Source organism: Lysinibacillus sp. CNPSo 3705, assembly GCF_028674935.1.
In the GTDB taxonomy this organism is placed as follows: domain Bacteria; phylum Bacillota; class Bacilli; order Bacillales_A; family Planococcaceae; genus Lysinibacillus.
Genome location: NZ_JAQZSD010000087.1, coordinates 1 through 13,867, shown reverse-complemented (window position 1 = coordinate 13,867; position 13,867 = coordinate 1). Strand labels below are relative to the sequence as shown.

Genomic DNA, 13,867 nt, shown 5'->3' with positions numbered 1-13,867 from the left:
GGAAATAACTGAAAATAATTATCCTATAAAATATAAATTCATTTTTTGTTATAATATGTTATTATAATTTTAGTAAAACGACCTATTTTTGTTAACTGAAAAATAGAGGAAAAATGAACTAAAAAGGATGATGACCATGAAAAAAATCCAACAATTATTCCAAAGCGAAGATGGTAATATCGAACAAAGAGAGAATTTTTTATCCTTATTAGAGAAAATTGTTACTTCATTAGATGAGTTAAAAAACCCAAAAACTACAACTCTTGGACCAATGAAAGAGCGCTCTGACAACTTCTATAAAGAGTTAATGCAAGAAAATCAAGTACCAACTTCAGGTGTCGGACTTGATCAGGTTGTGAATGATTTAACGCAATTAATGCAAGGTCATCCTTACCATACACGTAACTTTGTAACAAATGTTTTACCGATGGCTAGCATTCCTGGTATATTAGGACAATTTACAAATGCGCTGCTTAACGGTAACAATCTATGGGATGTATACGGACCTGCTGCCGCAGAATGTGAGGTAAAGGTAGTAGCAATGATGTCGAAATTAGTTGGCTACGACTATACTCAAAGCTTTGGTTACACAACTTGGGGTGGACAAGGGGCAGTTTTCAGTGGACTTCGTCTTGCGATTGCTAAACAATTCCCTAACGCAAAAGAAGATGGCGTCCCAAATAATTTATATTGCTTTGCTTCAGAAAATGCACATTACAGCTTATTAAAATCAATTGAAGCAGTAGGCATTGGTAGCAAACATTTAATTCGTATTAAAGCTGGCAAAGACCATTCAATGGATATCGAAGATTTACGTATGCGTATGACTGAAGTGATCGAAAATGGTGGTATTCCAGTGTACGTAGTTGCTACAACAGGCGCTACAGATCAGTTTGCCATTGATGATGTACAAGCAATCAAAAAAGTTACAACTGACCTTGAACAAAAACATTCATTAAAACCTATACATATTCACGCTGATTCAGCTTTAGGTGGTTTTTACGCATTTTTCAATGATTATGATTTTAAGGCAAATCCACTTCAGTTAGAGACTAATGTTTTACAAGCACTGGAACAAATTAAAGAACGTATGCAATATCTACCTATTGCAGATAGCCTTTGCTTCGACTTCCAAAAGCTTGGTCAAACGCCTTATTTAACAAGCTTATTCCTAATAAAAGAAGGAAAGCATTTACAACTATTAGATATCGAGGACTTCGACACACCTTATGTTGGTAACCGAGGTTATGGTTCTTATCATACAGGTTATACATTAGAATGCTCTCGTATGGGTAGTTCAATTGCTATTTACGCTGCATTACAGGCGTTTGGCAAAGAAGGTTACCAACAAATTTTAGCAAATTATGTGCGTGTAAATTTAGCATTCCGTGCGCAGTTAGCTGAGAAAACGCCAATGTTACAAGTAGTCAATGAGTCTAATATTGGACCAGTTACAGCATTTCGTTTATATCCTGAAGGCTTTAATTGGAAAGCTGAACAATCAGGTAGCTATACACAAGATCAGATTGAATATATTAATGGCCTTAACGCTTCTTTATTTGAAATTATAGGAGAAGGTCGCGACGAAGTATTTTTCGGTGATACTACACGAGTTTGCACTGTCAACACTAGCGATACAAAACAACAAATTCCAGTCGCTGCCGCAAAATTCTTTTCAATCTCTCCTTATACAGAGACAGAACATATTAGTGATATGATTCATTTTTTACAACAAAAGGTGAAAGTATTGGAGGATGTTAAAGTTGAGTATAGTCAAAAAATTTAAAAGCTCTTTACTCTATAAATATATTGCTAGTTTTACTATTCCAATTGCTATTATTTCGGTAATATTTAGTATCGTATTATTTATTTCGTCTTATCAGATTATCGATAATTTTGTTATTACACAATTTGAGTCATCATTAGAGGTAATATCTCAAACAATTTTTGATGATATAGATAAAGAAGATGTCCAAGCTGCAGATAACGGCGAAAAAGATAAATATGAAGATATATTAAATAAGTTAAATGAAACAATGGACGAGTACGATATTCAAAATGCTTACATTCTTTCACGTGCAAATGGCAAAGAACATATTGTGGCATTAAGTAAGAAAGATAATTATCAAGAGAGCTATGTTTTTACTAAGGACATGAATGAAGCACTAAATACTGGAACCGTTCAATCTAGTGATATTTATAAAGATGAGTACGGTATTCATAAATCCATTTTTATACCATTTAAAGATACGGATATTCTTTTTGGTTTAGATATGGACGCTTCCTTCATTTCTAAACTTCAAACGAAAACCCTTTGGACTTGTATTATTATGACCGTGATGTTTTTGATATTCGGTTTTATTGTGGCTTATTTCATTAGTAAAGGCATTATAAAGCCAATTAAAAATATGACTAACTATGTTGGTAAGGTGGCACAAGGAGATTTAGCCGTTGAACCACTTGAAATAAAGGGTTCTAATGAAATTGCACAGCTTTCTGAAGGCATTGAAAATATGACAGAAGATTTACGCTCACTTATTCAACAAATTGCTGAAAATGCTGAGCAAGTAGCTGCTATGTCTGAAGAATTATCGGCAGGTTCTGAGCAAACAAGTGCCTCAATTCAACAAATTACATCTTCAATGCAAGAAGTAGCTGCAGGATCAGATAAACAAACTTCCGCTATTGAAGAAGTAGAAAGTCATATTACGACAATCTCCACAAAGATGTCAGAAGTTGTATCGAGCGTGAATGATGCCACTACTAAAGCATTTAGTGCCTCTTCAATTTCAGAAAAAGGCAATACGACGATTCAAAGTGCTACAGAAAAGATGGTTGTCACATCTAATGCTATTCAAGAGGCTTCAAAAGTTGTGGAACGTTTAAGCACATACTCAAATGAGATTGGCGACATTGTAACCTTAATTAATGAGATTACAGATCAAACAAATTTACTCGCTCTAAATGCTTCTATTGAAGCAGCACGTGCTGGTGAGCATGGTAAAGGCTTCGCGGTTGTTGCTGAAGAAGTACGAAAACTTGCTGACCAATCATTAGCGGCAACCAACAGTATTCGAACACGTATTGAAACGATTAAGGAAGAGTCTGTACAAGCTGTAAAATCTATGGCAATTAGTAACAGCAACCTTGAAGACAGCTCCATTACGTTTAATGAATCAGGTGAAGCCTTTAAAGAAATATATTCGCATATTACTTCTCTTACTCAAGAAATGGATGCTGTCAATAATATCATTTCCAATATTAATGACGGGGTTAGCAACATTGCCGTTTCTGTAGAAGAAGTTGGTGTAATCGCTGTTCAAGCATCAGGAAACATTCAAAATGTAGCTGCCGCTTCCGAGGAGCAGTCAGCTAGTATTGAGGAGATTACGGCGTCTTCAAATAATTTAGCTGAGATGGCACAGGAACTTCGTAATATCATACAAAAATTTAAATTATAAGAATAACGAATATCAAAAATCCGCTATATTTTCTAAAGGTGAGTTTTGCCTTTAGAAGATTATGCGGATTTTTTCCTTAACGCTTAAAAGTTCTTCTCTAATTTTAATGTTCTCTTGTTCATCCAGGCAATCGTTTCTTCTAACCCTACTCGATATGAGGTACGTGGTAAAGGGCCTATTTCCTTTTCGTATTTTTTCCCACTTAAAATGACTGGTTCTTCGGTTAAATACAACATTTCGACCACTTCCCTCATATTAGGGTTAAATGCTCCAATAAATTGGACCATGCCTTTAGAAATTGTACGAATGCCTTTTTTGTAACCCGTAATTTCACGTAAAATTTTTACTAGTTCTTCCCCTGTAATTGGATGAACGGCTGGCACGTTCCAATTCTGATTATATGTGTCGTCACGTAAAGCAAGCTCAACCATAGCCTTTGCGCCATCAACTGTATAAAGGAATTCCCTTTTTACCTGCATATTTCCTACAAAATTGGCTTTTTTACCTTGTGCTACATTTTTTAACGTGTCATAGAGTATAGTATTCTCTGCATTCGGTCCGTATAAATCCGGGAAATGCACAATTAACGAAGGTACATTACTGTTTTTTAATTTATTTTCCATCATTAAACGAATTTTCCCTTTTTTCGTTTGTGGTTCCTTTTTAGCTTGCTCTATTACAGGGTTTGTTGATTGTCTTCCATAAGCATAAATATTATCTACTAGTGCAATTTTCGCTCCTCTTCTTTCTGCTATGTTAATCACCATGTCTACGCATCGCATATGGAGTTTTTCCCAATCTTGATATGGAAAGCTAATAGCATGAAAAATAATATCCACACCATTTGAAGCTTTCATCAAATCCTGTTCATTAAATACATCACCCGAAATGATTTCTACATTTTTGTGATGCTGAAAAAGTGCAACTAACTTTTCTTTATTTCTAGCAAATGCCTTCACCTGTATATTTCGACTTACTAGTTCATTTACTAGTGCATATCCCATACCACCAGATGCCCCAATAACCAATGCTGTTTGCAAATTAAATTACCTCCCCTATTCATTAACCAGTGGTCAAAATAACTCTTAAATGAAGCTCTAGATTTTTTTACTAGAGCTACTTTCAATATGTGTTAAAGCCTTAATAAGAAATTTTGCATGTATATCCACTGCTTCTTTAGCTTCCTCATAATTTTTTACATAATGACGATAATGTGTAACAAATCCATGAAGAGCAATAAATGTAGAATGTATATCTGAAATCAGCAGTTCTTTCCTTGATAAGGACTGTACAGCTTGTGCAAATTTTTCATAACTAAGGTTCGCTGCCTCTTGTGATAGCCCATCAATTTCACTATCTCTCATAATAAACATTAATTCATACTGACTTTGATTATTTAAGCCAAACGCCATAAAGCCTACAAAAACATTTAGCAGTTTAGTATAATGATCCTCAGGACCGTTCATATTTTCATCTAAAGTATTATTTAGTTCAGAAAAATAGTCACTTACTATTGCATAAAATATTTCTGCTTTATTTTTAAAATGATAGTAAATAGCCCCATGACTACAACCAAGCTCTTTCGCAATACTACGCATTGATACTTGGTGAAAGTCCTTGGTGATAAATTGCTTATGAGCCTCATTTATAATCATTTCTTTCGTCAAATCTTTTGTTGACGGCTTACGTGGCGACATGATTATCCCCCTTATTGACCAGTGGTTAATGAATAGTATATAGTTGTGTTCATTTTTTTTCAATATGACACGAACATGGAACAAAAATAATTTCGGGAGCTAAAAAACAATCTCTTACCACTTGAGAGTAGGAGATTGTTTCTAACAACTTTAAATTAAACTTTTCACAACTTTTGAAATAACAGCGCCTTCAGCCTGACCAGTTAACAAGGGTTTGGCAATTTTCATTGCTTCCCCCATGTTCATTCCTTTCGCAATGCCTGCTGCCACAAGTTTTTCTGCAATTTCTTCTTCAGTTAATTGCTTCGGTAAAAATGATTTTAAAAGTGCTAATTTTGCTTCTTCTTTTTCAATTAAGTCCGCTCGCCCTGCATTTTGAGCACCCTCTAAAGCCTGATTTGTTTGCTTCACTTCACGATTAATAATAGCCATTTCCTCTTCAGACGATAAAGCCTCCCCCTTTTCTTTTTCAGCTAAATCTAGAGCAGACTTCAAAAGCGATAATACGCCTTTTGCTAATACATTCTTTTCTCTCATTGCCTGTTTTAATTGTTCAAATACTTCTGTTTTTAACAATGTTTTCACTCCTTCGTGACATCATTATACCATAAAAAAATACCGTAACCTTTAGGGATACGGTAGCGTGTGTCACAAAATTATGCCGGAGCATAATTAATTCTATTTACTTGTTAAGCATAGATACTTCAGCTTTTGTCGTTATTAAATCCGATGATATAATATCAAATTTTGCATCTACAAGATCAATTTTTCGACTTAAATTTTGTTCAACTTTGTCTATTCTTTTTTCCCACGCTTCGATTTTTTCTTCTAATCTCTTCTCAACTGCTTCGATTTGTTGTTGAAGATCCGATTTCATGTCTTGCATTTGCTTTGAAAGCTCTAAAATTGCTTGAAGAATCGTATGTTGGTTGACTTCTTGTTCCATTTTTGAGTTCCTCCTCTCTTTAATATTTATTACATTATCTATTAATTTCACGCATTAATCACAATAAAAATAGGTAGAGTTACATAAGCAACTCTACCTTTCATTCTATCTACGATTTATCTTAAAGTCAAAGTATCAAGAGATGGAATTTGTCTTTCATCCGTTAATTTCACTTGATATAATCGTATCTCTTTATATTCCTGTTATAAACAGATCCTTACAAGCACTTCTCAAATTGCCATGGCACCAGTATTTTACTCCAATGAAACTAATTGCATTAGCAATATCTAGTGATTTGTTAATCTCTGCCATTTACCCAATAAACAAAACCAATAACAGCTCCACCAATAATATTACCTATTGTAACAGGTAATAAATTTGAAATGGCTCCACTAAACGATACTAGTTCACCATGAGGTATGAGGAGCGCAAGAGAAAACAATGTCATATTTGCTATACAATGCTCAAATCCAATTGTAACAAAAGGGAAAATACAGCAGAAAATCATCACTAATTTTCCAGTCTCTGTTTTTAATTTATAAGTGCACCATACGGCCAAGCATACTAGCAAATTACATAAAATACCTCGACATAAAAGTTCAACGAAGCTACCACTCATCTTAGCTGTAGCTAGTTTTTCAATATAAGCTGCTATGTCTCCGCCTGCTAGCCCCGAGTAAAAAAATAATGCGGCTGCTAACAAAGAACCAAAGAAGTTTCCTATGTAACTAAATGTCCAAATGCCCAACATCTCTAATGGTGATGATTTTTTTGATAGTGTACTAACCGTTAAAACTAGATTATCACCGGTAAATAAATTGGCTCCAGCCATCATGACCATACTAAGTGCCACACCAAACGATAACCCTTGTACGATCTTCATACTCGGTACCCCAGTCGGACTTAATAAGCCCCCAATAGTAGTGATGAGCAAAATGCCAAATCCGATAAAAAGTCCGCCGAAAATAGCTAACAATAAATAATTAGCAGGCTTTTGCTTCATCATGTTAATTTTTGTTTCAGCTGTAATACAAACTGAAGAAATTGTCTCTTTCATACTTTCATCTCCCAAACAACATCAAGCTAATTTAATAACTCATTTTTACGCTGGTCTTAAGTAGTCATCGGTTTCGACTCTAACCAACTTTTATACAAGGCTTACATTTTAACAAATTATTATTCCAAAATATCGTTAATTAGCAAATTTAAAGTAAATTCCTCCAAATATACATATAATCATGCACTATTACTTTCTGTGAAGACCAATTTGTATTTCGAGTTACCCGCTTTCGCATAGGCATAGTTAAGAATAATTCGTATTTCTCGCAGTACTAAACCAAGAATAATTTTTGATGAATACTTTTTTCAAATTATTTAATACTTCTATTAGTGATTTTATTGTTGATATGGATTTATATTGATACGATCCCAGCAATTCCTACAAAATAAGTAGCATTAAATCATTATGTAAAAGAGCAACAGCTAGAAGCCGAAATTATTGTAAAGCTAGAGTATTTTAATCCTGCTAATAGTGTGAAGTACCGTGTTGCTAAAGCGATGATTGAGGATGCTGAAGCTCGTGGTGTTGGCAAAGGATAAAACAATAATTGAAACAACTAGTGGCAATACAAGTATTGGTCTAGCAGCAATTGCAGCTGCAAAAGGCTATAAGCTTCGAATTTACATGCAGGATGGTGTAAGTGAAGAGCAAACAAAGGTAGTTAAACGGAACGGAGGTTGTACCATTTTCAGATGTTCCAGAAATGGTAGCTATCTTTGAGGAAACAGATGGTGACTTTGTTGAAACGATTAATGTATTTCAACAAACAGTCGTTGAACAAGAAGAAAATATTGTATTTTAAATCAGCTTGATATTGATGCCAACCCAAATATTCATAAGTTAACAACTAATCCTGAAGTCAGGAAGGATACAGACGGGCAAAATGGTATTTTTGTAGCAGCAATTGGCACAGGTGGTACGATAAGTGGTGCTGGTGCATATTTAAAACCTAAAAATAAAGCTATTCAGATTATTGGTATGGGGCCTGCTGTTAATTCCATTGCAACAGTGAATAATCCAGATATCATTGAAATCATCACCGCTTCTCCGATGCTGACGAGGCTCGCGCGCTTTCGAATGTTCATTTAGAAATAATTGATGAAGTACTCGGGGTGGAAATTGAACAAGCTTATGAGGTGGCACGTGCTGTTGTGAAGTCCGATCGTATACTAGTAGGTACTTCATTTAGGGGCCGCTCTATTTACCGCTACAGCCCTTGCAAAACGTCCAGAGAACAAATGGAAACGGATTGTGGTCTACGATATTTATTTATTTTTGAAACAAGCGCATCGGAATACGAAGTAGTTTAGACATCTAAAAAAAACGAAGGGTTAAATACATTACCCTTCGTTCATTTCAATAGCTTGTTAAAAAAATCTTTCCTTTAGTATTTTTAGACGATTCAACGGCCGTTATCGCATTTTTAATGTCTAATAAATCATAATGAGAATCCACTGCCATCATGTTTAACTTACCACTATTAACTAAATTGATTAAGTGATGAAATGTACTTTGCCATCTTTCTATCGAAACTTGCTTGTTCCAATGACGTAAATGAAACATATTTGCCTTTACATTCGCCTCTTTAACGATTCTTTGCCAATTCACTTGTACACCTGATAAAAGACCAATCGCTAAAAAATTTCCTCCAGCTTTCAGACAGCAGGCAAGATCGTTACCTGCTGCTCCCCCAATAGAATCAATTGCGGCATTAGCCCCATTGCCATTTGTTAGTTCCATTACTGTCTCATAGAGCGGTGCTACTGAAGTATCTATTACATAGGAAGCGCCAAGCTGAATTAAATCGTCCGTATGTCTATTATTTCTCGTTACCGCGATTAGTTGAAAACCTAACAATTTTGCTAGCTGAGCAAATATGTGCCCAATTGCGGACCCACAGGCATTCACTAATAAAACATCATTTGGCTGCAATTGTAATATATCCGTACATGTTACCCAAGCTGTCATTGGATTGATATACATTTGCGCTGCAGTAAAATCATCTATTGAATTGGGAATAAGCACTGCAAATTCTGCACTTGTTTTTACAATCTCCTGCCAAGTTCCTTCTCCTCGTAAAGGTAATACACGCTTTCCAATAAGATCCTGAGAAACATACGGACCTACAGCCTCTACAATACCAACCCCTTCATAGCCAGGAATAGTTGGTAAAGAAATTCGATGAGCATAACTCCCCCATATTGGTATTAAATCTGAAGGGTTAATAGGTCGCGCCAGCATTCGAACAAGAATTTCTTGTTCTTGAGGGGGGTGAATCGTTTTATTTTCAAACTTTAGAACTTCCCGAGGGCTTCCAAATTCATATAATTTAATGCTTTTAGCTTTCAAAAAATTAACTCCTTTATACTTGATTAATAGCATTTTTTGCAACTACTCCAAAATGAAACCTTCTAGAGAAGTTTTCCTTATCCTCACCGATCATTGTCTTCATCGGGCTTTTATGTGCGAATATTAAATATTCCCCTAATCACTTTTCGAATAAAAATACTTTTTTATTCAATGACAATTATAAGGAGATTTAATGCTCTGATGGTGTTTTAAAGCTGTGAAATGGTAAAATCACCGTCTTCGGTCATACATATTTGCAAATTTTTATTAATTTCTATCTTAATAGGACTAACAATTGCTTTTTTGTTAGAAAAATACCAAACACGTTCACTTGGTCCTAAAAGTAAATTTGCTCCATCCTCATAATTCCCCATAAATGTGAGAGCATTTGAGCGAATCTCGTTATGATTCATTGGCGTTATACCGTATTCTTTTAAACGATCAGCTACTAAATAAATAGCATCCGTCGTTAAATTCATTTCGGCAATATTTAGTACATGCTTGGGTGAAAAATACTCTGCATCCTGTTTTGGATTTACTTCCTGCCTTGAAATAAGCTCAATAATATTTCCTTCTGGATCAAAAAAATAACATGAGTAAGCCTTTAATGTATCAAAATATACTTCATCCTGTCCCTCTGACAATAATAATTCTGCATATTCTTTTACCCAGCTTTTCGCTTGTTTAAATAAATTACATGGAATATTTAACGCAAAATGATATTGTTTTTTTACCAAATGCGGTATTTTTTCAAAAGTAATAACACTTTCACCAACAGCTATATCAAAAAAATTATCCGTATTCTGTATTAATGAAAATCCTAAATGATTGCAGTAAAATCCCTTCATTTTATGTATATCATACACATATAGTATCACCTTTGTAATCTTCATTCGTAAAACATCTCCTTTGCAATTATTAGCATTTACTATACTTACTAAAATAAATATCTACCTCATGCAAAAGAATGAAAAATACTTTATAGTTGGGTACGATCCCCTCTGCTATTTGGTTGTGAAATGACTAAAAACTCTACCTCTTCTTCCGAATCATTACGCATCTGGTGAGGTTTAAGGGGTGGCACTTCAATTCCTTCATTCTTTTGTAACACCATTCGTTCTCCGTCGATATCCATTGTTGCTGTTCCAGATAGTACAAAGAAAAATTGTTGTGCATGATGGTGATAATGATTTACCTCTACTGTTTTAGCAGGCATACGCTCATGAATAATACTGAGATCATTATTTTTCACTAAATGCCAACCGTCACATTGTTCTCCCCATCTGTAATGTTCTGCATACTGTTTGCTAATTTTCAAAACTAATTTCACCTTCCTTTTATTTTGATTATTATGGATATTTTCCTAATTTTTCTATAAAATATAAAATGAGTATTTTTACCAGTAGGGAGTGGGATCGTTGCATATAAAAAAACAATTGCTGGGCACTGCTCTCGGCTTTGTTCTGGCATTATTCATTGCATATATCTTTTTTGATTATTTTTCCTGGTCGTTTACTGTAGGTTCTATTGTAGGTATTTGTTTATTTGCTCTAATTTTAATGTTCATGAAAAGGACATAAATCCCCTTTTCATAAAGTATTTAAAAATTTTTCGAACTTGTTGGCACTCTGTATTTCATGTGTCATAAAATGACCATTGTAAAATAACCCAAAGGTTGTCCATATGATAGGTGCATTCTGTGCTTCATCTTTCGTCCTTAGTTGATATGCATGAAAAGGAATGCCCCTTTTCTCAGCCAATTTTTTTAAATCATCTATAACGCCAACTGCAAAAGGGCATTGGGCAGTGAAGTATATCACAATACCACTGCTATTCGATAAAGCATTTTTCACCTGCGGTTTAAAGGAAGGATCGTCGGCATAATCGTTAAATTTATAGACAGCTAGCTGAAAATAAGGTGCTGCTTGATCTACCATTTCAAATCCCAAATGTTCAAAAAAACGCTTATCACTTAGAAATGGAAGCTTTTTCTCTCCTACTATATGGACGATGCCATCCATACCTTGCGCTAATGCATCTTCCTTACACTTTTCAATCAATTGTCTAGCATGCTTTTGATTTTTGAATTTCCCTGAAACCCATAGGCAATTGATATACATATAATTCGGTGCATCGATAGGAACCCAAGCTTGATTTGCCGGTAAATATTCAATAAACACTTTTGCCCGGGCGTTTAAACGATAAAAAACTAGCCCCTCATCCATACGGTTCATCAACCATTCTTTCTTTTCCTTTACCGCTTCTTCGTATTGCTTTGAACCGAGTGCGCAACATATATGTTCCAGTTCAATATTATTTCTAGTAATTTGAATATAATCCACTTTACTATTCGCCTCTTTACTAATCTAATTTGATACTACTATTTTAGTATATCGAAGGTAGAAAATGGATAGTCTATAATCTGGAGTTCACGACAAAAAAGCGAACAATTTAAATAAATTTATCACTTTATTTTTTTAAGTAAACCTTATCGTATCTACACATAATATAGTCATTATTCTTCTATCGCTTTAACATACGTAACTGCATTAAAAAAAAAGATGGTTTTATCTTTCCTTTACGCAACTTTTTTTCACACTAGTTATTTAATCGGAGATAGGAAAAAACGTTGCTATAGACCCACTCAAAGTTTACTTGGTATCATATTATCAGGAGGTGATTTCTGGTGAATTCATCAAAAATTGCATTTTTATCAGTTTTAAGTAATTCAACTGTTGTCATATTAAAAATTATTGTTGGATTGTTCACAGGATCAGTTGCAATTGTATCGGAGGCAATCCATTCACTTCTAGACTTACTCGCCTCTTTTATTGCCTTTCTCTCCGTACGGATTTCCAGTAAACCAGCCGATAAAGAACACCCCTACGGACACGGAAAGGTTGAAAATATTTCTGGAACAATTGAAACACTTTTAATTTTTGTTGCTGGCATTTGGATTATTTACGAGTGTATTCATAAAATTATCGCTCCCACACCAATAAAACTCCCAGTTTTAGGAATACTAGTCATGTTATTTGGCGCCTTGATTAATTTTTTTGTATCAAGAATTGTTTATAGAACTGCAAAGAATACTAACTCTGTTGCCATGAAATCAAATGCACTGCATCTACTTACAGATGTCTATACATCATTAGGTGTTGCATTGAGTTTATTGATTGTCCATTTAACTGGTTGGTATATTTTAGATCCAATCATCGGAATATTATTAGCAAGTTATATTATGATGGAAGCTTTCAAACTGATGAAAGAAACATTTCCTCCTTTAATGGATGCACGATTATCGATGGAAGAGGAAGAGCAAATTATTCAAATTATTGAATCATTTAAAGATGAATACATTGAGTATCACGATTTTCGAACTAGACGTTCAGGGGCGGAAGAATACATCGATTTCCATTTAGTCGTAGCATCAAATGAAAGCATTGAAACCGTTCATAATTTATGTGATCGTATTGAAGAAAAGATTAATACCCATTTTCATCAAGCCAATATTCTGATTCACCTAGAACCGGAGAATGAAAAAATAAATGAATGATGCCAATAACCAGGTCTTTTTAAAGTACCTGGTTATTTGTTTTATCGCTAAAAACATTTAATTTTTTTCAAAAGCACGATGCTATGGGGAAGACAAACTTTCTCCTGAAGCATTATTGATGTGAATAGCCATCATCTGGTTTGGTAACGAAATTGCCCATTATAAAAGAGGAGGAAAAAATGAATGCAATACAACATCTGTTGCTTCGCTTTCGATACTGAAAATTTGTAACTGTCATTTGAAAAATTTACTGAAGGGAAGTTAAATTTCTGAACGTTGTAGGGAATATATATGATGAATTTTATTAAAAATAAACGTCTCCTTTTCCTTCATAAAGCCATTTTTTTCAGCCACACGAATTGATGGTCCATTTTTAGGATCAATAATACTTATTAATTTATCTTGCCCTAACTGTGAAAATCCATATTCCACACAACTTTTAGCTGCCTCAGTTGCGTATCCGTTAGACCAATATTTTTTATGAATATGGTAGCCCACTTCCACTTCAGTTTTTCCATCTACTATTTGTTTAACGAGGCCACAATCTCCAATTAATTCATTCGATTCTTTTAAATATACTGCCCATAAGCCATATCCATCTTCTTGATATCTTTGTTTATTTTTTTTAATCCAATTTTTTGTTTGTTCTAAATTAAATGGAGACGGATAATACTTCATTGTTTCAGCATCAGAAAAAATAGCGTAAAGGACAGAAATATTGTCATCATGTAATTGTCGCAATTCTAACCTTTCTGTTTCCATAATTATCAATTTAGTTCACCCCTTAAATATGTAAAT

General features: G+C 34.4%; 15 protein-coding genes. 5 read left to right on the top strand and 10 right to left on the bottom strand.

Annotated elements, in window-relative coordinates; translation table 11 throughout:
* Window positions 1–136 precede the first annotated feature (136 nt).
* The gene (locus PVA17_RS22575; protein ID WP_132356849.1) at window positions 137–1,786 is read left to right on the top strand and encodes a pyridoxal phosphate-dependent decarboxylase family protein; all 1,650 of its coding nucleotides are present in this window, start codon (window positions 137–139) and stop codon (window positions 1,784–1,786) included.
* Entirely contained in the window at window positions 1,764–3,461 is a 1,698-nt protein-coding gene (locus PVA17_RS22570; protein ID WP_274069039.1) for a methyl-accepting chemotaxis protein, read from the top strand. The genes PVA17_RS22575 and PVA17_RS22570 overlap by 23 nt, the downstream gene beginning before the upstream one ends.
* 83 nt (window positions 3,462–3,544) lie before the next feature.
* Here PVA17_RS22570 and PVA17_RS22565 read toward each other — a convergent pair whose 3' ends face one another.
* From PVA17_RS22565 to PVA17_RS22545, 5 genes are all read right to left on the bottom strand, one after another.
* Window positions 3,545–4,501: an SDR family NAD(P)-dependent oxidoreductase gene (locus tag PVA17_RS22565; RefSeq protein ID WP_274069038.1), complete on the bottom strand. Its 957-nt coding sequence runs from the start codon at window positions 4,499–4,501 to the stop codon at window positions 3,545–3,547.
* Between the two features lie 57 nt (window positions 4,502–4,558).
* Window positions 4,559–5,158, bottom strand: a complete 600-nt coding sequence (locus PVA17_RS22560) for a TetR/AcrR family transcriptional regulator (RefSeq protein ID WP_132356852.1) — start codon at window positions 5,156–5,158, stop codon at window positions 4,559–4,561.
* 150 nt (window positions 5,159–5,308) lie between these two features.
* On the bottom strand, window positions 5,309–5,734 hold the full coding sequence (locus tag PVA17_RS22555; protein ID WP_132356853.1) for a GatB/YqeY domain-containing protein: 426 nt from the start codon (window positions 5,732–5,734) through the stop codon (window positions 5,309–5,311).
* A 106-nt stretch (window positions 5,735–5,840) separates the two neighbouring features.
* On the bottom strand, window positions 5,841–6,104 hold the full coding sequence (locus PVA17_RS22550; protein WP_274069037.1) for a hypothetical protein: 264 nt from the start codon (window positions 6,102–6,104) through the stop codon (window positions 5,841–5,843).
* A gap of 298 nt (window positions 6,105–6,402) precedes the next feature.
* A complete protein-coding gene (locus PVA17_RS22545; RefSeq protein WP_132356855.1) occupies window positions 6,403–7,161 on the bottom strand; it encodes a formate/nitrite transporter family protein in 759 nt (252 codons plus the stop codon).
* A 522-nt stretch (window positions 7,162–7,683) separates the two neighbouring features.
* On the opposite strand from PVA17_RS22545, the gene PVA17_RS22540 reads away from it, so the two are divergent.
* Together PVA17_RS22540 and PVA17_RS22535 are read left to right on the top strand one after the other, a co-directional pair.
* The gene (locus PVA17_RS22540) at window positions 7,684–7,884 is read left to right on the top strand and encodes a pyridoxal-phosphate dependent enzyme (RefSeq protein WP_274069036.1); all 201 of its coding nucleotides are present in this window, start codon (window positions 7,684–7,686) and stop codon (window positions 7,882–7,884) included.
* A gap of 392 nt (window positions 7,885–8,276) precedes the next feature.
* Window positions 8,277–8,474 carry a hypothetical protein gene (locus PVA17_RS22535; protein ID WP_274069035.1) on the top strand — a complete coding sequence of 66 codons (198 nt, stop codon included), beginning with the start codon at window positions 8,277–8,279 and terminating at the stop codon, window positions 8,472–8,474.
* Between the two features lie 46 nt (window positions 8,475–8,520).
* On the opposite strand, the gene PVA17_RS22530 is transcribed toward PVA17_RS22535, so the two are convergent.
* From PVA17_RS22530 to PVA17_RS22515, 4 genes are all read right to left on the bottom strand, one after another.
* A complete protein-coding gene (locus PVA17_RS22530; protein ID WP_132356856.1) occupies window positions 8,521–9,513 on the bottom strand; it encodes a zinc-dependent alcohol dehydrogenase family protein in 993 nt (330 codons plus the stop codon).
* Window positions 9,514–9,722: 209 nt separating this feature from the next.
* A complete protein-coding gene (locus PVA17_RS22525; protein ID WP_132356857.1) occupies window positions 9,723–10,406 on the bottom strand; it encodes a VOC family protein in 684 nt (227 codons plus the stop codon).
* 86 nt (window positions 10,407–10,492) lie between these two features.
* Window positions 10,493–10,831, bottom strand: coding sequence for a cupin domain-containing protein (locus PVA17_RS22520; protein ID WP_132356858.1), 339 nt, complete (start codon window positions 10,829–10,831; stop codon window positions 10,493–10,495).
* Window positions 10,832–11,102: 271 nt separating this feature from the next.
* Entirely contained in the window at window positions 11,103–11,855 is a 753-nt protein-coding gene (locus tag PVA17_RS22515) for a GNAT family N-acetyltransferase (RefSeq protein ID WP_132356859.1), read from the bottom strand.
* Window positions 11,856–12,199: 344 nt separating this feature from the next.
* Between PVA17_RS22515 and PVA17_RS22510 the strand changes: the two genes are divergently transcribed.
* Window positions 12,200–13,069, top strand: coding sequence for a cation diffusion facilitator family transporter (locus PVA17_RS22510; protein ID WP_371873265.1), 870 nt, complete (start codon window positions 12,200–12,202; stop codon window positions 13,067–13,069).
* 261 nt (window positions 13,070–13,330) lie between these two features.
* On the opposite strand, the gene PVA17_RS22505 is transcribed toward PVA17_RS22510, so the two are convergent.
* A complete protein-coding gene (locus PVA17_RS22505; protein WP_132356861.1) occupies window positions 13,331–13,840 on the bottom strand; it encodes a GNAT family N-acetyltransferase in 510 nt (169 codons plus the stop codon).
* Window positions 13,841–13,867 lie beyond the last annotated feature (27 nt).

Bases quoted from the DNA above. Each gene is read 5' to 3' on its own strand.
- PVA17_RS22575 (WP_132356849.1), top strand. From the start codon at position 137: ATGAAAAAAATCCAACAATTATTCCAAAGCGAAGATGGTAATATCGAA.
- PVA17_RS22525 (WP_132356857.1), bottom strand. From the start codon at position 10,406: ATGAAGATTACAAAGGTGATACTATATGTGTATGATATACATAAAATG.
- PVA17_RS22545 (WP_132356855.1), bottom strand. From the start codon at position 7,161: ATGAAAGAGACAATTTCTTCAGTTTGTATTACAGCTGAAACAAAAATT.
- PVA17_RS22560 (WP_132356852.1), bottom strand. From the start codon at position 5,158: ATGTCGCCACGTAAGCCGTCAACAAAAGATTTGACGAAAGAAATGATT.
- PVA17_RS22550 (WP_274069037.1), bottom strand. From the start codon at position 6,104: ATGGAACAAGAAGTCAACCAACATACGATTCTTCAAGCAATTTTAGAG.